This is a genomic window from Thermomonas sp. (assembly GCF_046293095.1).
Classification (GTDB): Bacteria; Pseudomonadota; Gammaproteobacteria; order Xanthomonadales; family Xanthomonadaceae; genus Thermomonas.
In genome coordinates this window covers 75,017-92,773 of record NZ_JBKBPN010000005.1, presented here as the reverse complement: position 1 = coordinate 92,773, position 17,757 = coordinate 75,017, and the positions used below count along the sequence as shown (strand labels likewise).

14 protein-coding genes, 1 tRNA gene and 1 riboswitch are annotated in these 17,757 nt (G+C 69.6%); of the genes, 6 read left to right on the top strand and 9 right to left on the bottom strand.

The annotated features are described in order from the left end of the window. Positions 1 to 8 precede the first annotated feature (8 nt). Both ACK4SG_RS10335 and ACK4SG_RS10330 read right to left on the bottom strand, forming a co-directional pair. Positions 9 to 827 (bottom strand): UDP-2,3-diacylglucosamine diphosphatase, encoded by an 819-nt coding sequence (locus tag ACK4SG_RS10335; RefSeq protein WP_409601766.1) that lies wholly within the window; start codon positions 825 to 827, stop codon positions 9 to 11. Positions 828 to 884: 57 nt separating this feature from the next. Beyond that, positions 885 to 2,633, bottom strand: a complete 1,749-nt coding sequence (locus ACK4SG_RS10330) for a GNAT family N-acyltransferase (protein WP_409601667.1) — start codon at positions 2,631 to 2,633, stop codon at positions 885 to 887. 223 nt (positions 2,634 to 2,856) lie between these two features. On the opposite strand from ACK4SG_RS10330, the gene metK reads away from it, so the two are divergent. The 3 genes from metK to ahcY all read left to right on the top strand — a co-directional run bounded on the left by metK (position 2,857) and on the right by ahcY (position 7,617). Continuing rightward, positions 2,857 to 4,068, top strand: coding sequence for a methionine adenosyltransferase (metK, locus tag ACK4SG_RS10325; protein ID WP_409601666.1), 1,212 nt, complete (start codon positions 2,857 to 2,859; stop codon positions 4,066 to 4,068). Positions 4,069 to 4,148: 80 nt separating this feature from the next. Next, positions 4,149 to 6,032: an ATP-binding cassette domain-containing protein gene (locus tag ACK4SG_RS10320; protein WP_409601665.1), complete on the top strand. Its 1,884-nt coding sequence runs from the start codon at positions 4,149 to 4,151 to the stop codon at positions 6,030 to 6,032. 41 nt (positions 6,033 to 6,073) lie between these two features. Further along, positions 6,074 to 6,143: riboswitch (S-adenosyl-L-homocysteine riboswitch) on the top strand. A 28-nt stretch (positions 6,144 to 6,171) separates the two neighbouring features. After that, on the top strand, positions 6,172 to 7,617 hold the full coding sequence (ahcY, locus tag ACK4SG_RS10315; protein ID WP_409601664.1) for an adenosylhomocysteinase: 1,446 nt from the start codon (positions 6,172 to 6,174) through the stop codon (positions 7,615 to 7,617). A 62-nt stretch (positions 7,618 to 7,679) separates the two neighbouring features. Here ahcY and ACK4SG_RS10310 read toward each other — a convergent pair whose 3' ends face one another. Beyond that, the gene (locus ACK4SG_RS10310) at positions 7,680 to 8,867 is read right to left on the bottom strand and encodes a GGDEF domain-containing protein (protein WP_409601663.1); all 1,188 of its coding nucleotides are present in this window, start codon (positions 8,865 to 8,867) and stop codon (positions 7,680 to 7,682) included. Between the two features lie 75 nt (positions 8,868 to 8,942). On the opposite strand from ACK4SG_RS10310, the gene metF reads away from it, so the two are divergent. Beyond that, a complete protein-coding gene (metF, locus tag ACK4SG_RS10305) occupies positions 8,943 to 9,767 on the top strand; it encodes a methylenetetrahydrofolate reductase [NAD(P)H] (protein ID WP_409601662.1) in 825 nt (274 codons plus the stop codon). A gap of 55 nt (positions 9,768 to 9,822) precedes the next feature. Then, on the top strand, positions 9,823 to 10,341 hold the full coding sequence (locus tag ACK4SG_RS10300; protein ID WP_409601661.1) for a hypothetical protein: 519 nt from the start codon (positions 9,823 to 9,825) through the stop codon (positions 10,339 to 10,341). A 31-nt stretch (positions 10,342 to 10,372) separates the two neighbouring features. Here ACK4SG_RS10300 and ACK4SG_RS10295 read toward each other — a convergent pair whose 3' ends face one another. The 6 genes from ACK4SG_RS10295 to ACK4SG_RS10270 form a co-directional block, all read right to left on the bottom strand. Then, positions 10,373 to 11,479, bottom strand: a complete 1,107-nt coding sequence (locus tag ACK4SG_RS10295; protein ID WP_409601660.1) for a branched-chain amino acid aminotransferase — start codon at positions 11,477 to 11,479, stop codon at positions 10,373 to 10,375. 30 nt (positions 11,480 to 11,509) lie between these two features. After that, a complete protein-coding gene (locus ACK4SG_RS10290; RefSeq protein WP_409601659.1) occupies positions 11,510 to 12,862 on the bottom strand; it encodes a sensor histidine kinase in 1,353 nt (450 codons plus the stop codon). Beyond that, on the bottom strand, positions 12,849 to 13,532 hold the full coding sequence (locus ACK4SG_RS10285) for a response regulator transcription factor (protein WP_409601658.1): 684 nt from the start codon (positions 13,530 to 13,532) through the stop codon (positions 12,849 to 12,851). Before ACK4SG_RS10285 ends, ACK4SG_RS10290 begins: the two co-directional genes overlap by 14 nt. A gap of 210 nt (positions 13,533 to 13,742) precedes the next feature. Beyond that, positions 13,743 to 14,657 (bottom strand): 30S ribosomal protein S6--L-glutamate ligase, encoded by a 915-nt coding sequence (rimK, locus tag ACK4SG_RS10280; RefSeq protein ID WP_409601657.1) that lies wholly within the window; start codon positions 14,655 to 14,657, stop codon positions 13,743 to 13,745. A 108-nt stretch (positions 14,658 to 14,765) separates the two neighbouring features. Next, a tRNA-Gly gene (locus ACK4SG_RS10275) sits at positions 14,766 to 14,839 on the bottom strand. 74 nt (positions 14,840 to 14,913) lie between these two features. Beyond that, a complete protein-coding gene (locus ACK4SG_RS10270; RefSeq protein ID WP_409601656.1) occupies positions 14,914 to 16,755 on the bottom strand; it encodes an autotransporter domain-containing protein in 1,842 nt (613 codons plus the stop codon). Positions 16,756 to 16,982: 227 nt separating this feature from the next. Here ACK4SG_RS10270 and trmB point away from each other — a divergent pair, with 227 nt between their 5' ends. Beyond that, positions 16,983 to 17,732, top strand: coding sequence for a tRNA (guanosine(46)-N7)-methyltransferase TrmB (trmB, locus tag ACK4SG_RS10265; protein WP_409601655.1), 750 nt, complete (start codon positions 16,983 to 16,985; stop codon positions 17,730 to 17,732). Positions 17,733 to 17,757: the final 25 nt, after the last annotated feature.

Here is a 17,757-nt window from a genome sequence, read left to right as displayed (position 1 = left end):
GCGAATGCTCACGCAGCGCGCGGCAACGCCGGCACCGGCACGTGGCCCGGCTGGCGCGGCGGCAGCTCGGCCAGCGTGCGGCCATCGTGCCCCAGCAACCGCAGCGTACCGTCCCGCTCCTCCACCAGCGCCGTCAGGCTTTCCACCCAATCGCCGTCGTTGGCGTAGATGCGTCCATCCTGCTGAACCAGCGCCGCGCGATGGATGTGACCACAGACGATGCCATCGAGGCCGCGCCGGCGCGCTGCGTCCAGTCCCGCCTGCACGTAGCGGGCGATGTAGCGCTCCGCCGCCCCGCTCTTCGACTTCAGGAAATCGGCCAGCGACCAGTAGCGCAGCCCCAGCCGGCCGCGCGCGGCATTGAGCCACTGGTTGCCGGTGAGCAGGCGGTAGTACAGCCAGTCGCCGATCTTCTCCTGGAGGCGCCCGCAGTGCGTGACCGCGTCGAACTCGTCGCCGTGCACCACCAGCAGGCGCCGGCCGTCGGCGGTGACGTGGATGGCGCGGCGGCGCACCCGCATCGCCGGCAACGCCAGGCCGCAGAGCTGGCGAAGGGGGCGGTCATGGTTGCCCGGGATGTAGACCAGTTCCGCACCGGCGCGGCGCTGCGCGTGCAGCGCCTCGACCACGCGCTGGTGGGCCGCGCCCCAGTGCGGCCGCCGCTGCGCCATCCACCACAGATCCACGATGTCGCCGACCAGGTAGAGCCGGTCGCAGCGCAGGCCGGCGAGGAAGTCGGCCAGCGCATCGGCGTGGCAATGGCGCGCGCCCAGGTGCACGTCGGAGAGGAAGACCGCACGACGGCGCACGGCCGGCGCCTGCCGCAGGACGGCCGCGGCGGGACGCGCCGCCGGCACGCCGTCGCCGGGGCCGGCGGCGTCCACCTAGCCCACCGCCTGCGCGGCCGGCGACGACGCGGCGTCGCCACCCAGGTAGCGCTGCCGCTTCTTCGGCCGCATGCGCTGGATGTCGACTTCGATCAATCCGTCCACCGCGTCGCTGAAATCGGGATCCACCCCGAAGGCGAGGAACCGCGCGCCGCCCGGCTCGCACAGCTCCACGTACTGCTTGTAGAGCATCGGCACCTGCGCGCCGAGCGCATCGAGGTTGCCCTTCAGCACGCGGAAGGCGGTGTCGGCATCCAGCGCGGCATCGTCCGGCAGCGCGGCTTCGTAGTGGAACGGGCGGTGCGGGCGCGCCTCGCCGTCCGGGCCACCGTGCCAATGGGCGTAGTGGGCCACGATCTGCGCGCGCGCCGCCGCCGGCAGCGCCGCACTGATCGAAACCGCGCCGAACAGGTAGCGCACCTTCGGGTAGGCGCGCAGGTAGGCGCCGATGCCCTGCCAGAGGTAGTCGATGCTGCGGCTGCCCCAGTAGTCCGGCACGACGAAGCTGCGCCCCAGCTCCATGCCCTGCGCGATGCGCACCAGCGCGTCTTCGCCGTAGTCGAACAGGCTGGCGGTGTAGAGGCCGCGCAAGCCGTGCGCGGCCAACACCGGCGCGCCGCGCGCGACGCGATAGGCGCCGGCGATGCGGTCGGCGGCCGCGTCCCACAGCACGATGTGCTCGTACCAGCTGTCCCAGGCATCCAGGTCCAGCGGCCGGCCGGTGCCTTCCCCGACCGCGCGGAAGGTCGTTTCGCGCAGGCGGCCGATCTCGTGCAGCAGCGGCGACCCCGCCGCCAGCGTGCCCACCCGGATTTCCTTGCCGTCGCCGGTGCGCCCCAGCAGCCGCAGCGTGGCCACCGCCGCCCGCACCAGCGCCGGCGCCACCGGCTCGGCCACGGCCTCCACCGCCGACCCCGGGCCGACCTCCGCATGCTGCCCGGCGGATGGACGCCGGGCGCCCAGCGCATACAGGTCGCGGCGCAGCGTGCACAGCAGCGTGGCATCGTCGACGCCGGCCGGCAGCGGGCGCGCCGTGCCGACCCGCAGCACCACCCGCCGTGCGCGGCGGGCGAACATCTCGCGCGCCAGCAGCGCGGTGCCCGCCGGCTTGAACAGCGCCGACGCCCCATAGAACAGGGCCGAATTGCGCGCTTGCACGTGCACCGGCAACACCGGCGCCGCGCAGGCCCGGGCAAACCGCAGGAAGCCGCGCCGCCAGCGCCCATCGCGGATGCCGCGTGGCCCCAACCGCGACACTTCACCGGCCGGGAACACGATCACGCACTCCTCGCGCGCCAGCGCGGCCTCTATCGCGCGCAGACTGTCCACGGTCGGGCGTCCGCCCAGGATGCGCACCGGCAGCAGCAGCTCGTCCAGCCCGTCCAGCGCGCTCAGCACATCGTTGGCGACGATGCGCACGTCACGCCGCACCTGCCCCACCAGGTCCAGCAGGGCCAGCGCATCCAGCGCGCCGGAGGGGTGGTTGGCCACCACCAGCAGGCGGCCGCGGACGGGGATGCGCGCACGGTCGGCGTCCGCCGCGACATAGCCGGCGCCGAGATGGCGCATCGCCGCGGCCACGAAGTCGAAGCCGCGCAGATGACGGTTGGCACCGAGGAACGCATCGACCTCGTCCAGCCGCGACCAGCGCGCGATGCCGCGCAGCAGCGGCCGGGCAAGGGCGGCGCGGCGGCCGCGGAACCAGTGCGGGAAACGCTGCTGCAGGCGCTGTTCAAGCTGGAGCATGGTGAAAGGTCGGGCCGCGGCGTTGGCCTGCAGCCTGCGCACCTGCCGGGACAGCCCGATGGCAGCGCCATGACGGCGCGATGACGCACGGCCGCTTAACGTTCTCCCAACACGCCGGTGGCCGGAACGGGCGCAGGATGCATCCCCGGCCGCATCGCTGTATCATGCGCGCCCATCTTTTCATCCGAATGCAAGGATGAATCAATTCACCAGGAGCCCGCCGATGTCCAACTACCTCTTCACCTCCGAATCGGTCTCCGAGGGCCACCCGGACAAGCTCGCCGACCAGCTCTCCGATGCGGTGCTGGACGCGATCCTGGCCCAGGACAAGCACGCCCGCGTGGCCTGCGAGACGCTGGTGAAGACCGGCGCGGCGATCGTGGCGGGCGAGGTCACCACCAGCGCGTGGGTGGACATCGAGGAGCTGGCGCGCCGCGTGATCAACGGCATCGGCTACGACAATTCGGGCGTCGGCTTCGACGGCCACACCTGCGCCATCATCAACATGCTCGGCAAGCAGTCGCCCGACATCAACCAGGGCGTGGACCGCAAGAAGCCCGAGGACCAGGGCGCGGGCGACCAGGGCCTGATGTTCGGCTACGCCTGCAACGAAGCGCCCGAGTTCATGCCGGCCCCGATCTACTACGCCCACCGCCTGGTCGAGCAGCAGGCCAAGGTGCGCAAGAACGGCAAGCTGAAGTGGCTGCGCCCGGACGCCAAGAGCCAGGTGACCCTGCGCTACGACGGCCACGACATCGTCGGCCTGGACGCGGTGGTGCTGTCCACCCAGCACGATCCCGACATCAAGCAGAAGGACCTGATCGAGGCCGTGCGCACGCACATCCTCGCCCCGGTGCTGCCGAAGAAGTGGCTGGACGCGCTGCCGAAGAACAAGGTGTTCATTAACCCGACCGGCAAATTCGTGATCGGCGGCCCGGTGGGCGACTGCGGCCTGACCGGGCGCAAGATCATCGTCGACACCTACGGCGGCATGGCCCGCCACGGCGGCGGTGCGTTCTCCGGCAAGGACCCGTCGAAGGTGGACCGCTCGGCCGCCTACGCCGCGCGCTACGTGGCCAAGAACATCGTCGCCGCCGGCCTGGCCGACAAGTGCGAGGTGCAGGTGAGCTACGCCATCGGCGTGGCCGAGCCGACCTCGATCTCGGTCACCACGTTCGGCACCGGCAAGGTCGATGACGCCGTGATCGAGAAGCTGATCCACGCCCATTTCGACCTGCGCCCGTACGCGATCACCCGCATGCTGGACCTGGAGCACCCGATCTACCTGCCGACCGCCGCCTACGGCCACTTCGGCCGCAAGCCGAAGGAGATCAGCTACACCGACGGCGAGGGCAAGAAGCAGAAGGCGACCGCGTTCTCGTGGGAGAAGACCGACAAGGCCGAGGCCCTGCGCAAGGCCGCCAAGCTGAAGTAAGCCGCCACCGCGGCAGGCGACACCCGGACGGGCCGCAGCGATGCGGCCCGTTCGCGTGGGGGGCCGCGTAAAATGCGCGCATGCCCCTCCTCCAGTTCCAGCGCGTCGACTTCGGCGTCGGCGGCCCGCTGCTGCTCGAACACGTCGACCTCACCATCGAACCCGGCGAACGCGTCTGCATCGTCGGCCGCAACGGCGCCGGCAAGTCCACCCTGATGCGGCTGATGGCCGGCGAGCTCAAGCCCGATGACGGCGAGGTGCGCGTGCAGAACGGCATCGTGGTCGCGCGGATGGCGCAGGAAGTCCCGCAGGACACGCAGGGCAGCGTGTTCGACGTGGTGGCCGCAGGCCTGGGCGACCTCGGCGCGCTGCTGGCGCGCTACCACCACGCCGTGCATGCCGGCGACATGGCCGCGATGGCGGAGGCGCAGGCGCTGATCGAGGCCGGCGACGGCTGGGACCTGGACCGCCGCGTGCAGCAGGTGCTGGAGCGACTGGAGCTGCCCGAGGACGCCGAATTCGCGGCCCTGTCCGGCGGCATGAAGCGGCGCGTGCTGCTGGCGCAGGCGCTCGTGCGCGCACCCGACATCCTGCTGCTGGACGAACCCACCAACCACCTGGACATCGCCGCGATCGACTGGCTGGAGGGTTTCCTGAAGACCTTCCCCGGCAGCCTGGTCTTCGTGACCCACGACCGCGGCTTCCTGCGCGCGCTGGCCACCCGCATCATCGAGATCGACCGCGGCCGCGTCACCAGCTGGCCCGGCGATTACGACAACTACCTGCGTCGCCGCGAGGAGCGCCTGCACGCCGAAGCGCAGGAAAACGCCCGCTTCGACAAATTGCTGGCGCAGGAGGAAGTGTGGATCCGGCAGGGCATCAAGGCCCGCCGCACCCGCAACGAAGGGCGGGTGACCGCGCTGAAGGCGATGCGCCGCGAGCGCGCTGCGCGCCGTGAACTGACCGGCAAGGTGAAGATGGAGGCGGCCAGCGCGCAGGCTTCCGGCAAGAAGGTGATCGAGATGACCGACGTGTCGCAGGCGTTCGGCGGGCAGGTCCTCCTGCGCGACGCCTCGGCCACGCTCCTGCGCGGCGACAAGGTCGGCATCATCGGCCCGAATGGCTCAGGCAAGTCGACCCTGCTGAAGATCCTGCTGGGCGAGCTTCAGCCCGATGCCGGCAAGGTGGAGCTGGGCACCCACCTGCAGATCGCCTACTTCGACCAGCACCGCAGCCAGCTGGACGATACCCGCAACGCGCTGGAGAACGTGGCCGGCGGGCGCGACTTCGTCGAAATCAACGGCAGCCGCAAGCACGTGGTGGGCTACCTGCAGGAGTTCCTGTTCTCGCCGGAGCGCGCGCGCGCGCCGATCACCCGCCTGTCCGGCGGCGAGCGCAACCGCCTGCTGCTGGCGCGGCTGTTCGCGCAGCCGTCCAACCTGCTGGTGATGGACGAACCCACCAACGACCTCGACGTGGAAACCCTCGAACTGCTGGAGGAACTGCTGCTGGACTATCCCGGCACGCTGCTGCTGGTCAGCCACGACCGCGACTTCCTCGACAACGTGGTGACCAGCACCCTGGTACTGGAAGGCGACGGCCGGCTGGGCGACTACGTCGGCGGCTACAGCGACTGGCTGCGCCAACGCCCCGCGCCAGCCCCGGCGGCGCCACCCGCCGCGGCTGCGCCCAAGCCGTCCGCCACACCCTCGGCTCCACCGCCCGCGCCGGCGGAGGCCCCCGCACGCAAGAAGCTGAGCTACAAGGACCAGCGCGAGCTGGAGCAGTTGCCGGGCCGGATCGAGCAGCTGGAAACCGAGATCGCCGCGCGCACCGCCGCGATGCAGGACCCGGCGTTCTACCGCCAGGACGGCGCGGCCCAGCAGCAGGCCAATGCCGCGCTGGCCCGGCTGCAGGCCGAGCTGGACGCCGCCTACGCCCGCTGGGAAGCACTGGACGGCTGACCGGCGGCGCGCCATCCGCCCCGCCGCCGGTTTACAATAGTGGGGCCGAGGGGCGCTGCGATCGTGTCCATCACGACCAGGCTCGGCATCGAACAACGGCGCCCGTGACCGCATTCCACCGCACTCACGGAGCATTGCCATGAACGCACAGGTCCAGCCCCTCCACGCCGCCGCCGACTACAAGGTGGCCGACATCTCCCTGGCTGACTGGGGCCGCAAGGAAATCGAGATCGCCGAGCACGAGATGCCCGGCCTGATGGCGATCCGCGCCAAGTACGCGCCGCAGCAGCCGCTCAAGGGCGTGCGCGTGACCGGCTCGCTGCACATGACCATCCAGACCGCGGTACTGATCGAGACCCTGAAGGATCTCGGCGCCGACGTGCGCTGGGCCTCCTGCAACATCTTCAGCACCCAGGACCACGCCGCCGCCGCGATCGCCGCCTCCGGCACCCCGGTGTTCGCGTGGAAGGGCGAGACCTTGGAGGACTACTGGGACTGCACCCTGGCCGCGCTGACCTTCACCCTGCCCGACGGCACCCTGGGCGGCCCGCAGCTGGTGGTGGACGACGGCGGCGACGTGACCCTGCTGATCCACAAGGGCTACGAGCTGGAGCAGGGCGACGATAGCTGGGTGAACTCCGCCTCGGGCAGCCACGAGGAGCAGGTGATCAAGAACCTGCTCAAGCGCGTCGCGGTGGAGCGCCCGGGCTACTGGACCCGCGTGGTCGCCGACTGGAAGGGCGTCTCCGAGGAGACCACCACCGGCGTGCATCGTCTCTACCAGCTGGCAGAGGCCGGCAAGCTGCTGGTGCCGGCGATCAACGTCAACGATTCGGTCACCAAGTCCAAGTTCGACAACCTGTACGGCTGCCGCGAGTCACTGGCCGACGGCCTGAAGCGCGCAATGGACGTGATGCTGGCCGGCAAGGTGGCGGTGGTGTGCGGCTACGGCGACGTCGGCAAGGGCAGCGCGCACAGCCTGCGCGCCTACGGCTGCCGCGTGGTCGTCACCGAGATCGACCCGATCTGCGCCCTGCAGGCGGCGATGGAGGGCTTCGAGGTGAAGACGGTCGAGGACACCCTCGGCACCGCCAACATCTATGTCACCACCACCGGCAACAAGGACATCATCCGCCTGGAGCACATGCAGGCGATGAAGGACCAGGCCATCGTCTGCAATATCGGCCACTTCGACAACGAGATCCAGGTGGACGCACTGAACGCCAGTGGCGCGGTGAAGACCAACATCAAGCCGCAGGTGGACAAGTACACCTTTGCCAACGGCCACAGCATCTTCCTGCTGGCCGAAGGCCGTCTGGTCAACCTGGGCTGCGCCACCGGCCACCCCAGTTTCGTGATGAGCAACAGCTTCTCCAACCAGACGCTGGCGCAGATCGACCTGTGGGCGAACAAGGACACGTACGCGCCGCAGGTCTACATCCTGCCGAAGAAGCTGGACGAGGAAGTGGCGCGCCTGCACCTGGAGAAGATCGGCGTGAAGCTGACCACCCTGACCCCGGCCCAGGCCGAGTATCTCGGCGTGGCGGTGGATGGCCCGTTCAAGCCGGAGCACTACCGGTACTGATCGCCGCCACCGGCGAAGACGACGACGGGCGCCGCAAGGCGCCCGTTTTCGTTGCGGCGTACTCAGCCCGGGTCGGCCACCGCCACGGCATCGCGCCCGGCGGCCTTGGCGCGGTACAGCGCGGTGTCGGCCGCGTGGTAGAGCGCCTCGCCTTCGCCGTCGCGGCGTGGATCGAAGGCGGCCACGCCAATGCTGACGCTGCAGTGCAACGCGTTGTCGGGCAATGCCAGCGGCTGGGCGGCGAGCGCGGCGCGGAACTCGTCGGCCCGGCGCGCCGTTTCGTCCAGGCCGCCGCGCACGAGCACCCCGAACTCCTCGCCCCCCAACCGCGCCACCAGCTCGCGCCCGGTATCCGGGAACGCCGCCTGCAGGCGCGCGGAGAACACACACAGGCAGGCGTCGCCGGCGGCATGGCCGTGGCGGTCGTTGATCGACTTGAAATGGTCCAGGTCCAGCAGCAGCAGGACGAGCGCATCGCCGTCGGTCCGGGCCCGCGCGCACCAGTCGCCCAGCGTGGCGGAAAACCGCCGGCGATTCGCCAGCCCGGTCAGGCCGTCGCGCCGACTCTGCTGCTCGAACAGGTCGCGCTGGCGGCGCAGTTCGTCCTCCAGGTCCAACCGCTGTCGGTATTCGCCATGGCTGCGGCGCAGGGCCAGGCTGACGTACAGCAGGTAGAGGCAGCTCACTGCGATGAGTTCCAAGCGCGAGCCGTTGGCGACCAACGCGCCCAGCGTGGGCAGATAGAGCAGGCCCAGGGCGATGAATGCCTCGCGCAGGCGCATCGGGAAGTTGTGCGCGAACGCGGTGGCGAAAGCATAGGAGCTGATCGCAGCGACCGTGCGCGCGCTTTCGCTGGGCGTCGTCAGCAGCAGCCACGCCACCGCCACCGACCACAACGCGGAGTTGGCCAGCAGCAGCGTCCAGATCCAGTCCAGACGTCGACGCACGGCGCTCTCTGACGCGCCGTCCGGCAGGCCTCGCACCTGGAAGCGCAGGAGATTGAGCAGCAGGAAGACCAGCGCCACCAGCAGGAAGGGCCAACGCGCACGCTCCCACAGCCCGCTGGCGGTCCCGGCCAGCAGCCACAGCAGAACATAGAAGGGCCCGCCGAGGCGCAACCGCTGCAGGGTCTCGGCAAGTTCCTGCTGCAATCGCGGCGGCGCGGCCTGCGCACCCGGCGCGCTGGTGATCCCGGACATCCCCTGTTCCTCCCCCGCGGCCACCTTGCCGCCGTGTGTGCGGACGGTCAAGCGGGCGCCCCTTATATTCTTTCATCCGAATAAAGCGATATGTACAATGGGCCACCTCGCCCGCGAGCCCAGACCATGCTGCCGATCAGCTTCGAGTTCTATCCGCCCAAGACCGACGAGCAGCGCGCGCAGTTCGATCGCACGGTGCGCCGGCTGCAGGCCCATGCGCCGCAGTTCATGTCCGTCACCTTCGGCGCCGGCGGCTCCACCCTCAGCCAGACGCCCGAGACGGTGCAGCGGCTGCGCGAGGACCACGGCATCGACGGCGTTCCGCACCTCACCTGCGTGGGCGGAAGCCGCGATGAAATCCGCGACCTGCTCCACCGCTACCGCGCCCTGGCCTGCAACCGCATCGTCGCCCTGCGCGGCGACCTGCCCTCGGGCATGGCCCGCAGCGGCGACCTGCGCTACGCCAGCGAGCTGGTGGAGCTGATCCGCGACGAACACGGCGATCACTTCCATATCGAGGTGGGCGCCTATCCGGAAACGCATCCGCAGGCCCCGGATGCACACATCGACCTGCGCCACTTCCAGGCCAAGGTCAAAGCCGGCGCGAACAGCGCCATCACCCAGTATTTCTACAACGCCGACGCCTACTTCCGGTTCCGCGACGACGCGCTGGCGCTGGGCATCGACATCCCGATCGTCCCGGGCATCATGCCGATCAGCAACTTCAGCCAGCTGCGCCGCTTCTCGGACGCCTGCGGCGCGGAGATCCCGCGCTGGATCGAGCGGCGTATGCGGTCCTTCGGCGACGATGCCGACGCCATCCGCGCGTTCGCCACCGACGTGGTGGCGGCGATGTGCCGGCGCCTGGTGGCCGGGGGTGCACCGGGGCTGCACTTCTACACGCTGAATCTGGCCAGACCCACCCAGGCAGTGCTGCAGCAGCTGGCCTGAACGGTTGCCGCGCACCGGCCTTCCTCGCACCGCAGCCGGCGCGTACCCTGCGCGGATGCATCGCGTCGTCCTGTTGTCCCTGTTCCTGCTGGTGGCCTGGCTAGCGCCGTCACGGCAGGCCGACGCGCAGGTCCGGCACTGCCAGACCGCCGACGGCACCCGCCTGTACACCGACCGCCAATGCGCCGACCTGGGCGCGCGGGAGGCGCGCGACCCACCGCCGGGGCAAACCACCGGCAACCGCTTGCAAGCCTGTGCGCGCAGCGTGCCGGATCTGACTTATGCCTTGGACGATGCAATCCGCTCCGGCGACGCCAACCGGATCGCCGGCCTGTATGACTGGGCCGGGATGGGCAGCAGCAACGCCAATCGTGTCATGGACCAGCTGCAGCGGATCGCGGCACGGCCGCTGGTGGACGTGCGCGAGGCGCATGCCGACGACGAAGGCGGTGGTTCCGGTGCCGGGCCGATCCTCGGCCTGCGCGTGGAGCAGGTGCTCAGCGACGGCTACACACCATCACGCAGCGTGTTCGGGCTGCGCCGTCGCCTGGGCTGCTGGTGGGTGCATCTGTAGGCGGGGCACGCACGCCGCCCCGGCGCTTCGATCAGTACAGACGGACCAGCCAGCCGTGGCGGTCGGGCGCGCGGCCGTACTGGATGTCGGTCAACTCCTTGCGGATCGCCATCGTCACTTCGCCCGCAGGCGCGTCGATGTCGCCCAGCGAAAACCCCTTGCCCTTGAGCTGGCCGATCGGCGTCACCACCGCGGCGGTGCCGCAGGCGAATACTTCGGTGATCTCGCCGGAGGCCACGCCGGTCTTCCACTCATCGATGGCCACCTGGCGCTCCTCCACCGTCATCCCCCGGTCGCGGGCCAGCTGCAGGATGCTCGACCGGGTGATGCCCTCCAGGATGCTGCCCGACAGCGCCGGCGTCACCAGGCGGCCGTCGCGGTAGACCAGGAACACGTTCATGCCGCCCAATTCCTCGAGGTACTTGCCCTCGACCGGATCGAGGAACAGCACCTGCGAGCAACCGTTCGCATAGGCCTCCTGCTGCGGCAGCAGCGACGCGGCGTAGTTGCCGCCGCACTTGGCCGCGCCGGTGCCGCCCTTGGCCGCTCGCGCGTAATCCTCGGACAGCCAGATCGACACTGGCGCCACACCCTTCGCGAAATAGGCGCCGGCCGGGCTGGCGATCACGTGGTAAGCCGCCGCCTGCGCGGGGCGCACGCCCAGGAATGCCTCGGTGGCGATCATGAACGGACGGAAGTACAGACTGCTCTCGGGCGCCGACGGCACCCAGGCGTGGTCGACGGCGATCAACTGGCGCAGCGATTCCACGAACTCTTCCACCGGCAGCTGCGGCAGCGTGAGCCGTGCCGCGGAACGCTGCAGGCGCACGCCATTGGCCTCGGGGCGGAACGTCCAGATCGAGCCGTCGGCGTGGCGGTAGGCCTTGATACCCTCGAAGATCTCCTGCCCGTAATGCAGCACCGCGGCGGCCGGATCCAGGGACAGCGGACCATACGCGTGCACCCGCGCGTCGTGCCAACCCTGCGCCTTGTCCCACTGGATGGACACCATGTGGTCGGTGAAGGTGCGGCCGAAGCCGAGATCACCTGCCAGGATGGCCGTGCGCTGTTCGGGGCTGCGGGCGTGCTCGGACGGGATGACCCGGTAGGCCAGCGGGGCGGACGCGGAAGGGGACATGCGAGGACCTTGCAGGAACGGAACGCCACATTATGACGCCGAAGCCGGATCCCCGCCCCCGCCGTGTCCTCCGCCGAAGGCCAGGGTCGCCACCACGCCGCGCTCTTCGCCGGGCCGCACCTGCACGTCCCAGCCATACAGCGCGCACAACCGGCGCACGATCGACAGCCCGATGCCACCGCCCTGCGAGTGCCCGGCGTGGGTACCGCGGTAGCCGCGGGTGAACAGCTTCGCCGCGTCTTCGGCGCTGAGGCCGGGGCCGGAATCGATGACCTCCACCGCCCCGGGCAGCACCCGCACCACCACCTCGCCGCTTGGGGTGTACTTCACCGCGTTGCCGATCAGGTTGCCCAAGGCGACGGCCAGCACCGACTCGGGAACATCGAGTGTCCTCTTGGTCTCGCCCTCCAGCCGCAGCACCACCGGCTTGCCGCCCAGCTGCGCGCGATGGCTTTCCAGCAACTGCTGGGCCACCCTGGCGACGTCGCACTGGCCCACCGCACGCTCGTTGCGAGACAGCAGCAGCAGTGCGCTGATCAGGTCGGTGCACTGCTGCTCGGCGCGCTGGATACGCGCCAGCCGGGTGCGGGTGCGCTCGTCCAGATCCGGCCGCGCCAGCAGCAGCTCCACCGCACCGCGGATCACCGCGAGCGGGGTGCGCAGTTCGTGGCTGACATCGGCGTTGAACTCGCGGTCGCGCTGCACGACATCGGTGAGCCGCGCGGCATAGTCGTCCAGCGCCTTCGCCAACTCGCCCACTTCGTCTTCGGGGAAATGCGGGGCCAGGGCCTCAGGCGTCGAACTGGCACCCGAACGCCGCAGCCGCTGCGCCAGTTCGGTCACCGGGCTCATCACCCGCGACGCCGACCACCATCCGATCAGCAGCGAGAGCAAGGTGAAGATGCCGACGCTGACGACCAGCGCATGGTTGAGTTTGAGTTGGCTCTCGCGCTCCTCGGCGATGTCGTAGGCGAGGAAGAACCAGTAATCTGGGTCCTTGCGTACCGCCAGCTTGTAGGCGCGCTGTTCGTCCGTGCCGGGCATGCGGATGACGATGTCGTGGACGCCATTGGCAAGACCGCGCCATTCCGGCGGCACCTTGTCCAGCTTGCGGGTGCTGAACTGGCGCCCCTGGATCTTCTCGAACGGGATGCCCACCGCATTGGGGTTGCGGTAGAACCCCTCCGCGAACATGTTGTTGTTCTTTTCCAGCGCCGCGCCCAGCACCGTGTTTTCCACCCGGTTGCGCAGGTAGACGGTGGTGGCCGCGATCAGCGCGGTCAGGGTGAAGCCGAACAGCGCGAACGACAGGATGATGCGGGTGCGCAGCCGGCGCCGCGCGCGCGGGCGGCGGGCCGTCGCGACAGATTCAGCCGTCGGCATCGGGGGCGGCGATCCGGTAGCCGATGCCGTGGCGGGTCTGGATCATCGGCTTGGCAAAAGGCTTGTCCACCGCCGCACGCAGGCCGTGGATGTGCACGCGCAGGGAGTCCGAGTCCGGCAGTTCCTCGCCCCAGACGCGGCTCTCCAGGTCCTGCCGGGTCACCACCGCCGGCGATGCCTCCATCAGCGCCTGCAGGATCTTCAGCGCGGTCGGGTTGAGCTGGATCGACTTGCCCTCGCGGTGCACTTCCAGGGTGTCGAGGTTGTATTCCAGATCACCGACATTGAGCACGCGCGCCGGCAGGCCGCGGCCGCGCCGCGCCAGCGCGTTGAGACGCACGTTCACTTCCTGCAGCGCGAACGGCTTAATGAGGTAGTCGTCCGCGCCGGAATCGAACCCGGCCAGCTTGTTGTCCAGCGAGTCGCGCGCGGTCAGCATCAGCACCGGCGTCTGTTTGCGGGCCTCGGTGCGCAGCTTGCGGCAGACCTCCAGCCCGTCCATGCCCGGCAGGTTCAGATCCAGCACGATGGCGTCGTATTCATTCACGATGGCCAGATGGAGCCCGGTCACGCCGTCAGCGGCGAAGTCCACGGTGTGGCCGCAGTCCTCAAGGTAATCGCCCAGGTTGGCGGCGATGTCGGGGTTGTCCTCGATGACCAGGATGCGCATGCGGGGTTCCAGGTGGGCGTCTACCGGCTAAGACCGGCCCGCCGGGGGGCGGTTCCCCGATTCTTGCACAGCCGTTGCGTGTGCGGACTGCAGGCTGCGGACAAACAAAGGCCCGGGCGGAGCCGCCCGGGCCGAAGGTCACATGCTGCCCTGCATGCCCGGCCGGGGGGATGAGCGACCGGACATGGCGCCATCTTGCGCCGCCGGCGATTAAGAATCCGTCAAATCCGCGTTGCGTCCGCGTTCGTTGGCGGCGGCGCGCGCCGCCACGTGTTCGACCACCGCCCCGGCGACGTCGATCCCGGTCACCGCCTCGATCCCTTCCAGCCCCGGCGAGGAGTTCACTTCCAGCACCAGCGGGCCGCGATCGCTGCGGATCAGGTCCACCCCCGCCACGCCCAACCCCAGGATCCGCGCCGACCGCACCGCGGTCTCCACTTCCGCCCGGCTGGGCCGGACTTTCTTCGCGCTGCCACCGCGGTGCAGGTTGGAGCGGAAGTCACCGGCCGGCGCCTCGCGCCGCATCGCCGCAACCACGCGATCGCCCACCACGAAGCAGCGCAGGTCGGCACCCTTGGCCTCGGCGATGAACTCCTGCACCAGGAAATTGGCGTACAGGCCCCGCAGGGTCTCGATCGCCGCCCGCGATGCGGACGGTTTTTCGGTCAGCATCACCCCGGCGCCCTGGGTACCTTCGTTGAGCTTGATGACATGCGGCGGCGGGCCCAGCATCGCCAGCAGGTCGCCGGTATCGTCAGGGTTGTCGCCGAACACCGTCGCCGGCAGGCCGATGCCCTCCGCCGCCAGCACCTGGTGGCAGCGCAGTTTGTCGCGGGCGCGCGCGATCGCCTCCGCGCTGTTGGGCGTGTAGCTGCCCATCAGCGCGAACTGGCGCAGCACCGCGCAACCGTAGCGGGTGATCGACGCGCCGATGCGCGGGACCACCGCGCCATAGCCGGCGATCGGCCTGCCCTTGTAGTGCATGTCGAAGCCGTCGCTGCTGATGCGCAGGTAGCAGCGCAGCGGGTCCAGGACGCGCACGCTGTGGCCGCGCTCGCGCGCGGCCTCGACCAGGCGACGGGTGGAATAGAGCTTGCCGTTGCGGGAAAGGATGGCGAGTTTCATCACGCGTGGCCCGTGTCTGCCGCTGGCGCCATCATCCCGCCGGCGGTCGCCCAAAGGAAAGGGCGGCATCCGCCTGGATGCCGCCCCGGTGTTCCATCGAACCTGTGCTGGAGCGGGTGATGGGAATCGAACCCACGTTAGCAGCTTGGGAAGCTGCAGTTCTACCATTGAACTACACCCGCAAGGCCGGCAAGTCTATGCCGGAGGCGGGGCTGGATGCAATGCAGGCCACACCCCACCCCATCCGGTCACGCATTCAGAACGCGCCGCCCACCGTCAGGAAGAAGCTGGCGTCACTGCCGCCCTTCTGCTCCACCGTGACGTTGGCGCCGACGTTCACGTCCAGGCCCAGCAGCTTGCTGCGCACGCCCAGGCCAAGGGTGCCGTAGCCGTCGTCGAAGGCCAGCCCCGGCACCGCGTAGGGCAGCGTGCCCGGCATCGACAGCGACTGCGCGTAGGCCTGCGCCGGGGCGTCCTTGAACTCGCGGTCCATGGTCAGGCGCACGTAGGGCTTCACGTGGTCGTTGATCGCGTAGTTGGCCTGCCAGCCAAGGCTGCCGATCAGCGAGTCGATGTCCTGCTTCGGATAAGCCAGCGCGGTGGACTCGGTGCTGTTCTCGGCGTAGCCGTCCACGCTGATGCGCTGGGACAGCACGCTCAGCACGGGGCCGTGCTGCAGGCGGCCGTGGGTGAAGGTCCAGCCCACGCTGGCGCCGGCCGACAGGTTGTCGCCATCGGGCGAGCCGCTGTGGATGCGGGTGGCCTGGCCCAGATTGACCTGGCGGTTCACCTTGAAGCCCAGCTTGGTCCAACTCACCTGGCCGTTAGCCCAGAGGCCCTCGCCGGTCCAGCCGACGAAGCCGCCCACGCTGGTGTCGGTCTGGCGGAAATCACCGCGGCGGAAGCCGAAGTCGAGGTCCTGGCGGCCATAGCCCGCGAACGCGCCGTAGGACAGCTGGCCGCGGCGCCAGCCCACGCCGAACGAACCGGTGCCACCCACGCCGTCGAAGCCGTTGCTGTTGACGAAGCGCTGCTGCTGGCCGCGCACGTCGGCCCACCACTGCATACCGTCGCCTTCCGCCATGGCCATGCCGGCCGCGACGCCGTCCACCATCTGCGCGCGGGCGCGACCGGTGGTGGTGGCCGAACGCGGCAGCAGGGCGATGAGGCGGGGGCCGTCGATCACGGAGATGGCGAAGTCCGCCAGCGCTCTGTGGCCGGCGGACGTCGGGTGGACGCCGTCCGCGAACAGATAGGTGTAAGGAGCATCCGGAGACACGTAGCTGGTCGGGTTGCAGGTCAGCGAATTGGCGGTGATCTGCGGCTGGCAAGCAGTGCCCGTGATGTTGGTCAAACCGTACGCGGAGGGGTTCGCCACGACTTCCTGCAGGAAGTGGAAGGTATCGAGCGGAATCACCCGCAGGTTCGAAGCTGCCAAGCCGCTGAACAGCGCGTTGTTGTAACTCACCGTGAGTGCGGTGCCCTGCGCTTGTGCAAGCGCGCCCTGCGCGCGGAAGGCCGGCGTCACGCCCAGGTCAGGGACCGTCGGGACGAGGATGTATTGGGCGCCGGCCTGGGTCAGGGTCCCGACGATGCCGATCTGCGCGGAAACTGCGCCGCCGATCGTCGTGGTCGGATCCGCACCGCCGCTGGTGATGGCAAACAGGTCGTTGGCGCCGCCCCACACGGTGTACAGCGCATGCGCGTCAGCTCGACCACCATTGGCGGCCAGGTAATTGGCGGTCTGGGTGGCCATCGACGGGATCGGACCCAGCGCACCGGTGGAGTTCACGCCCACACGGGCGCCACCGGCGGCGTAATTGGTGCCCGTCTGGCCGTTGCCGTTGGGATTGGCGGCGGTACCGTAGTAATCCGCCATGTACTGCGACCAGACGTAGCCCGGATTGGTGGTGAACTGCCCGGTCACAGGCCGCACACTGACCGGCAGCAGGGGGCGGAAGAAGCCCGCGTCAGTGAGGCTGTCACCGAAGAACACGGTCTGGGTGAACGGCGAATCCGGCGTGCTCTGCGCGACCGCGGGCAGCGCCGCGACAGCCAGGGCAGCGGACAGCAGGGTACGGCGGAACAGGGTTTTCATCGGCAACCTCGGAAATAGTGTGGTGACGAGTGGAGGTGGTCCCGGCGACGTTCGCCCGGGAAGGCACGACATACGCCAGCGCATGGCGACGCATCGTTTCATGAAATCATAACGGCCTCACGCTGCGCTGCGTCACGACGCCCGCGACGGGCGACAATGGGCGCCCCGGCCGCCACACCGGCCACCCGCCCGCGTGGCGGATGCGTTTCCCCCACGAGAATGCCGCCTTGACCGATCCCTTCACCAGCGCCGGCGCAAAAGCGCCCCCCAAGCCCTTCACCGCCACCGAAGGTGTGCGCAAGATACGCAGCTTCGTTCTGCGCCAGGGCCGTTTCACCGAGGCACAGCAGCGCGCATTCGACCTGCTGTGGCCGCGCTTCGGCTTGGACTACGCACCGGATGCCCGTGCCGGCGCACCGCGCGATTTCGATGCCGTCTTCGGCCGCCACGCACCGCGCATCCTCGAGATCGGCTTCGGCAACGGCGAGGCGCTGCGCTTCTCGGCGGCGCGCGACCCGGCCCGCGACCACATCGGCATCGAGGTACACGCACCCGGCGTCGGCCGGCTGCTCAACGCCTTGGCGGAAGACGGAGCGACCAACGTCCGCATCTACCACCACGACGCGGTGGAAGTGCTGGAGTGCGAGATCGCCGACGCCTCGCTGGACGAGGTGCGGATCTATTTCCCCGACCCCTGGCACAAGAAGCGCCACCACAAGCGCCGCCTGGTGAATCCCGACTTCGCTGGCTTGCTGGTCCGCAAGCTGGTACCGGGGGGACGCTTGCACCTTGCCACCGATTGGCAGGACTATGCCGAGCAGATGTGGGACGTGCTTGATGCCACCCCCGGACTGACCAACACCGCCGGTCCGCGCGGCCACGTGCCGCGCCCGGACTGGCGGCCGCAGACCCATTTCGAGTCACGCGGCCAGCGGCTGGGCCACGGCGTCTGGGACCTCCTGTACCGCCGCGACTGACCCGCCCCCCAAAGGACTGCCACGA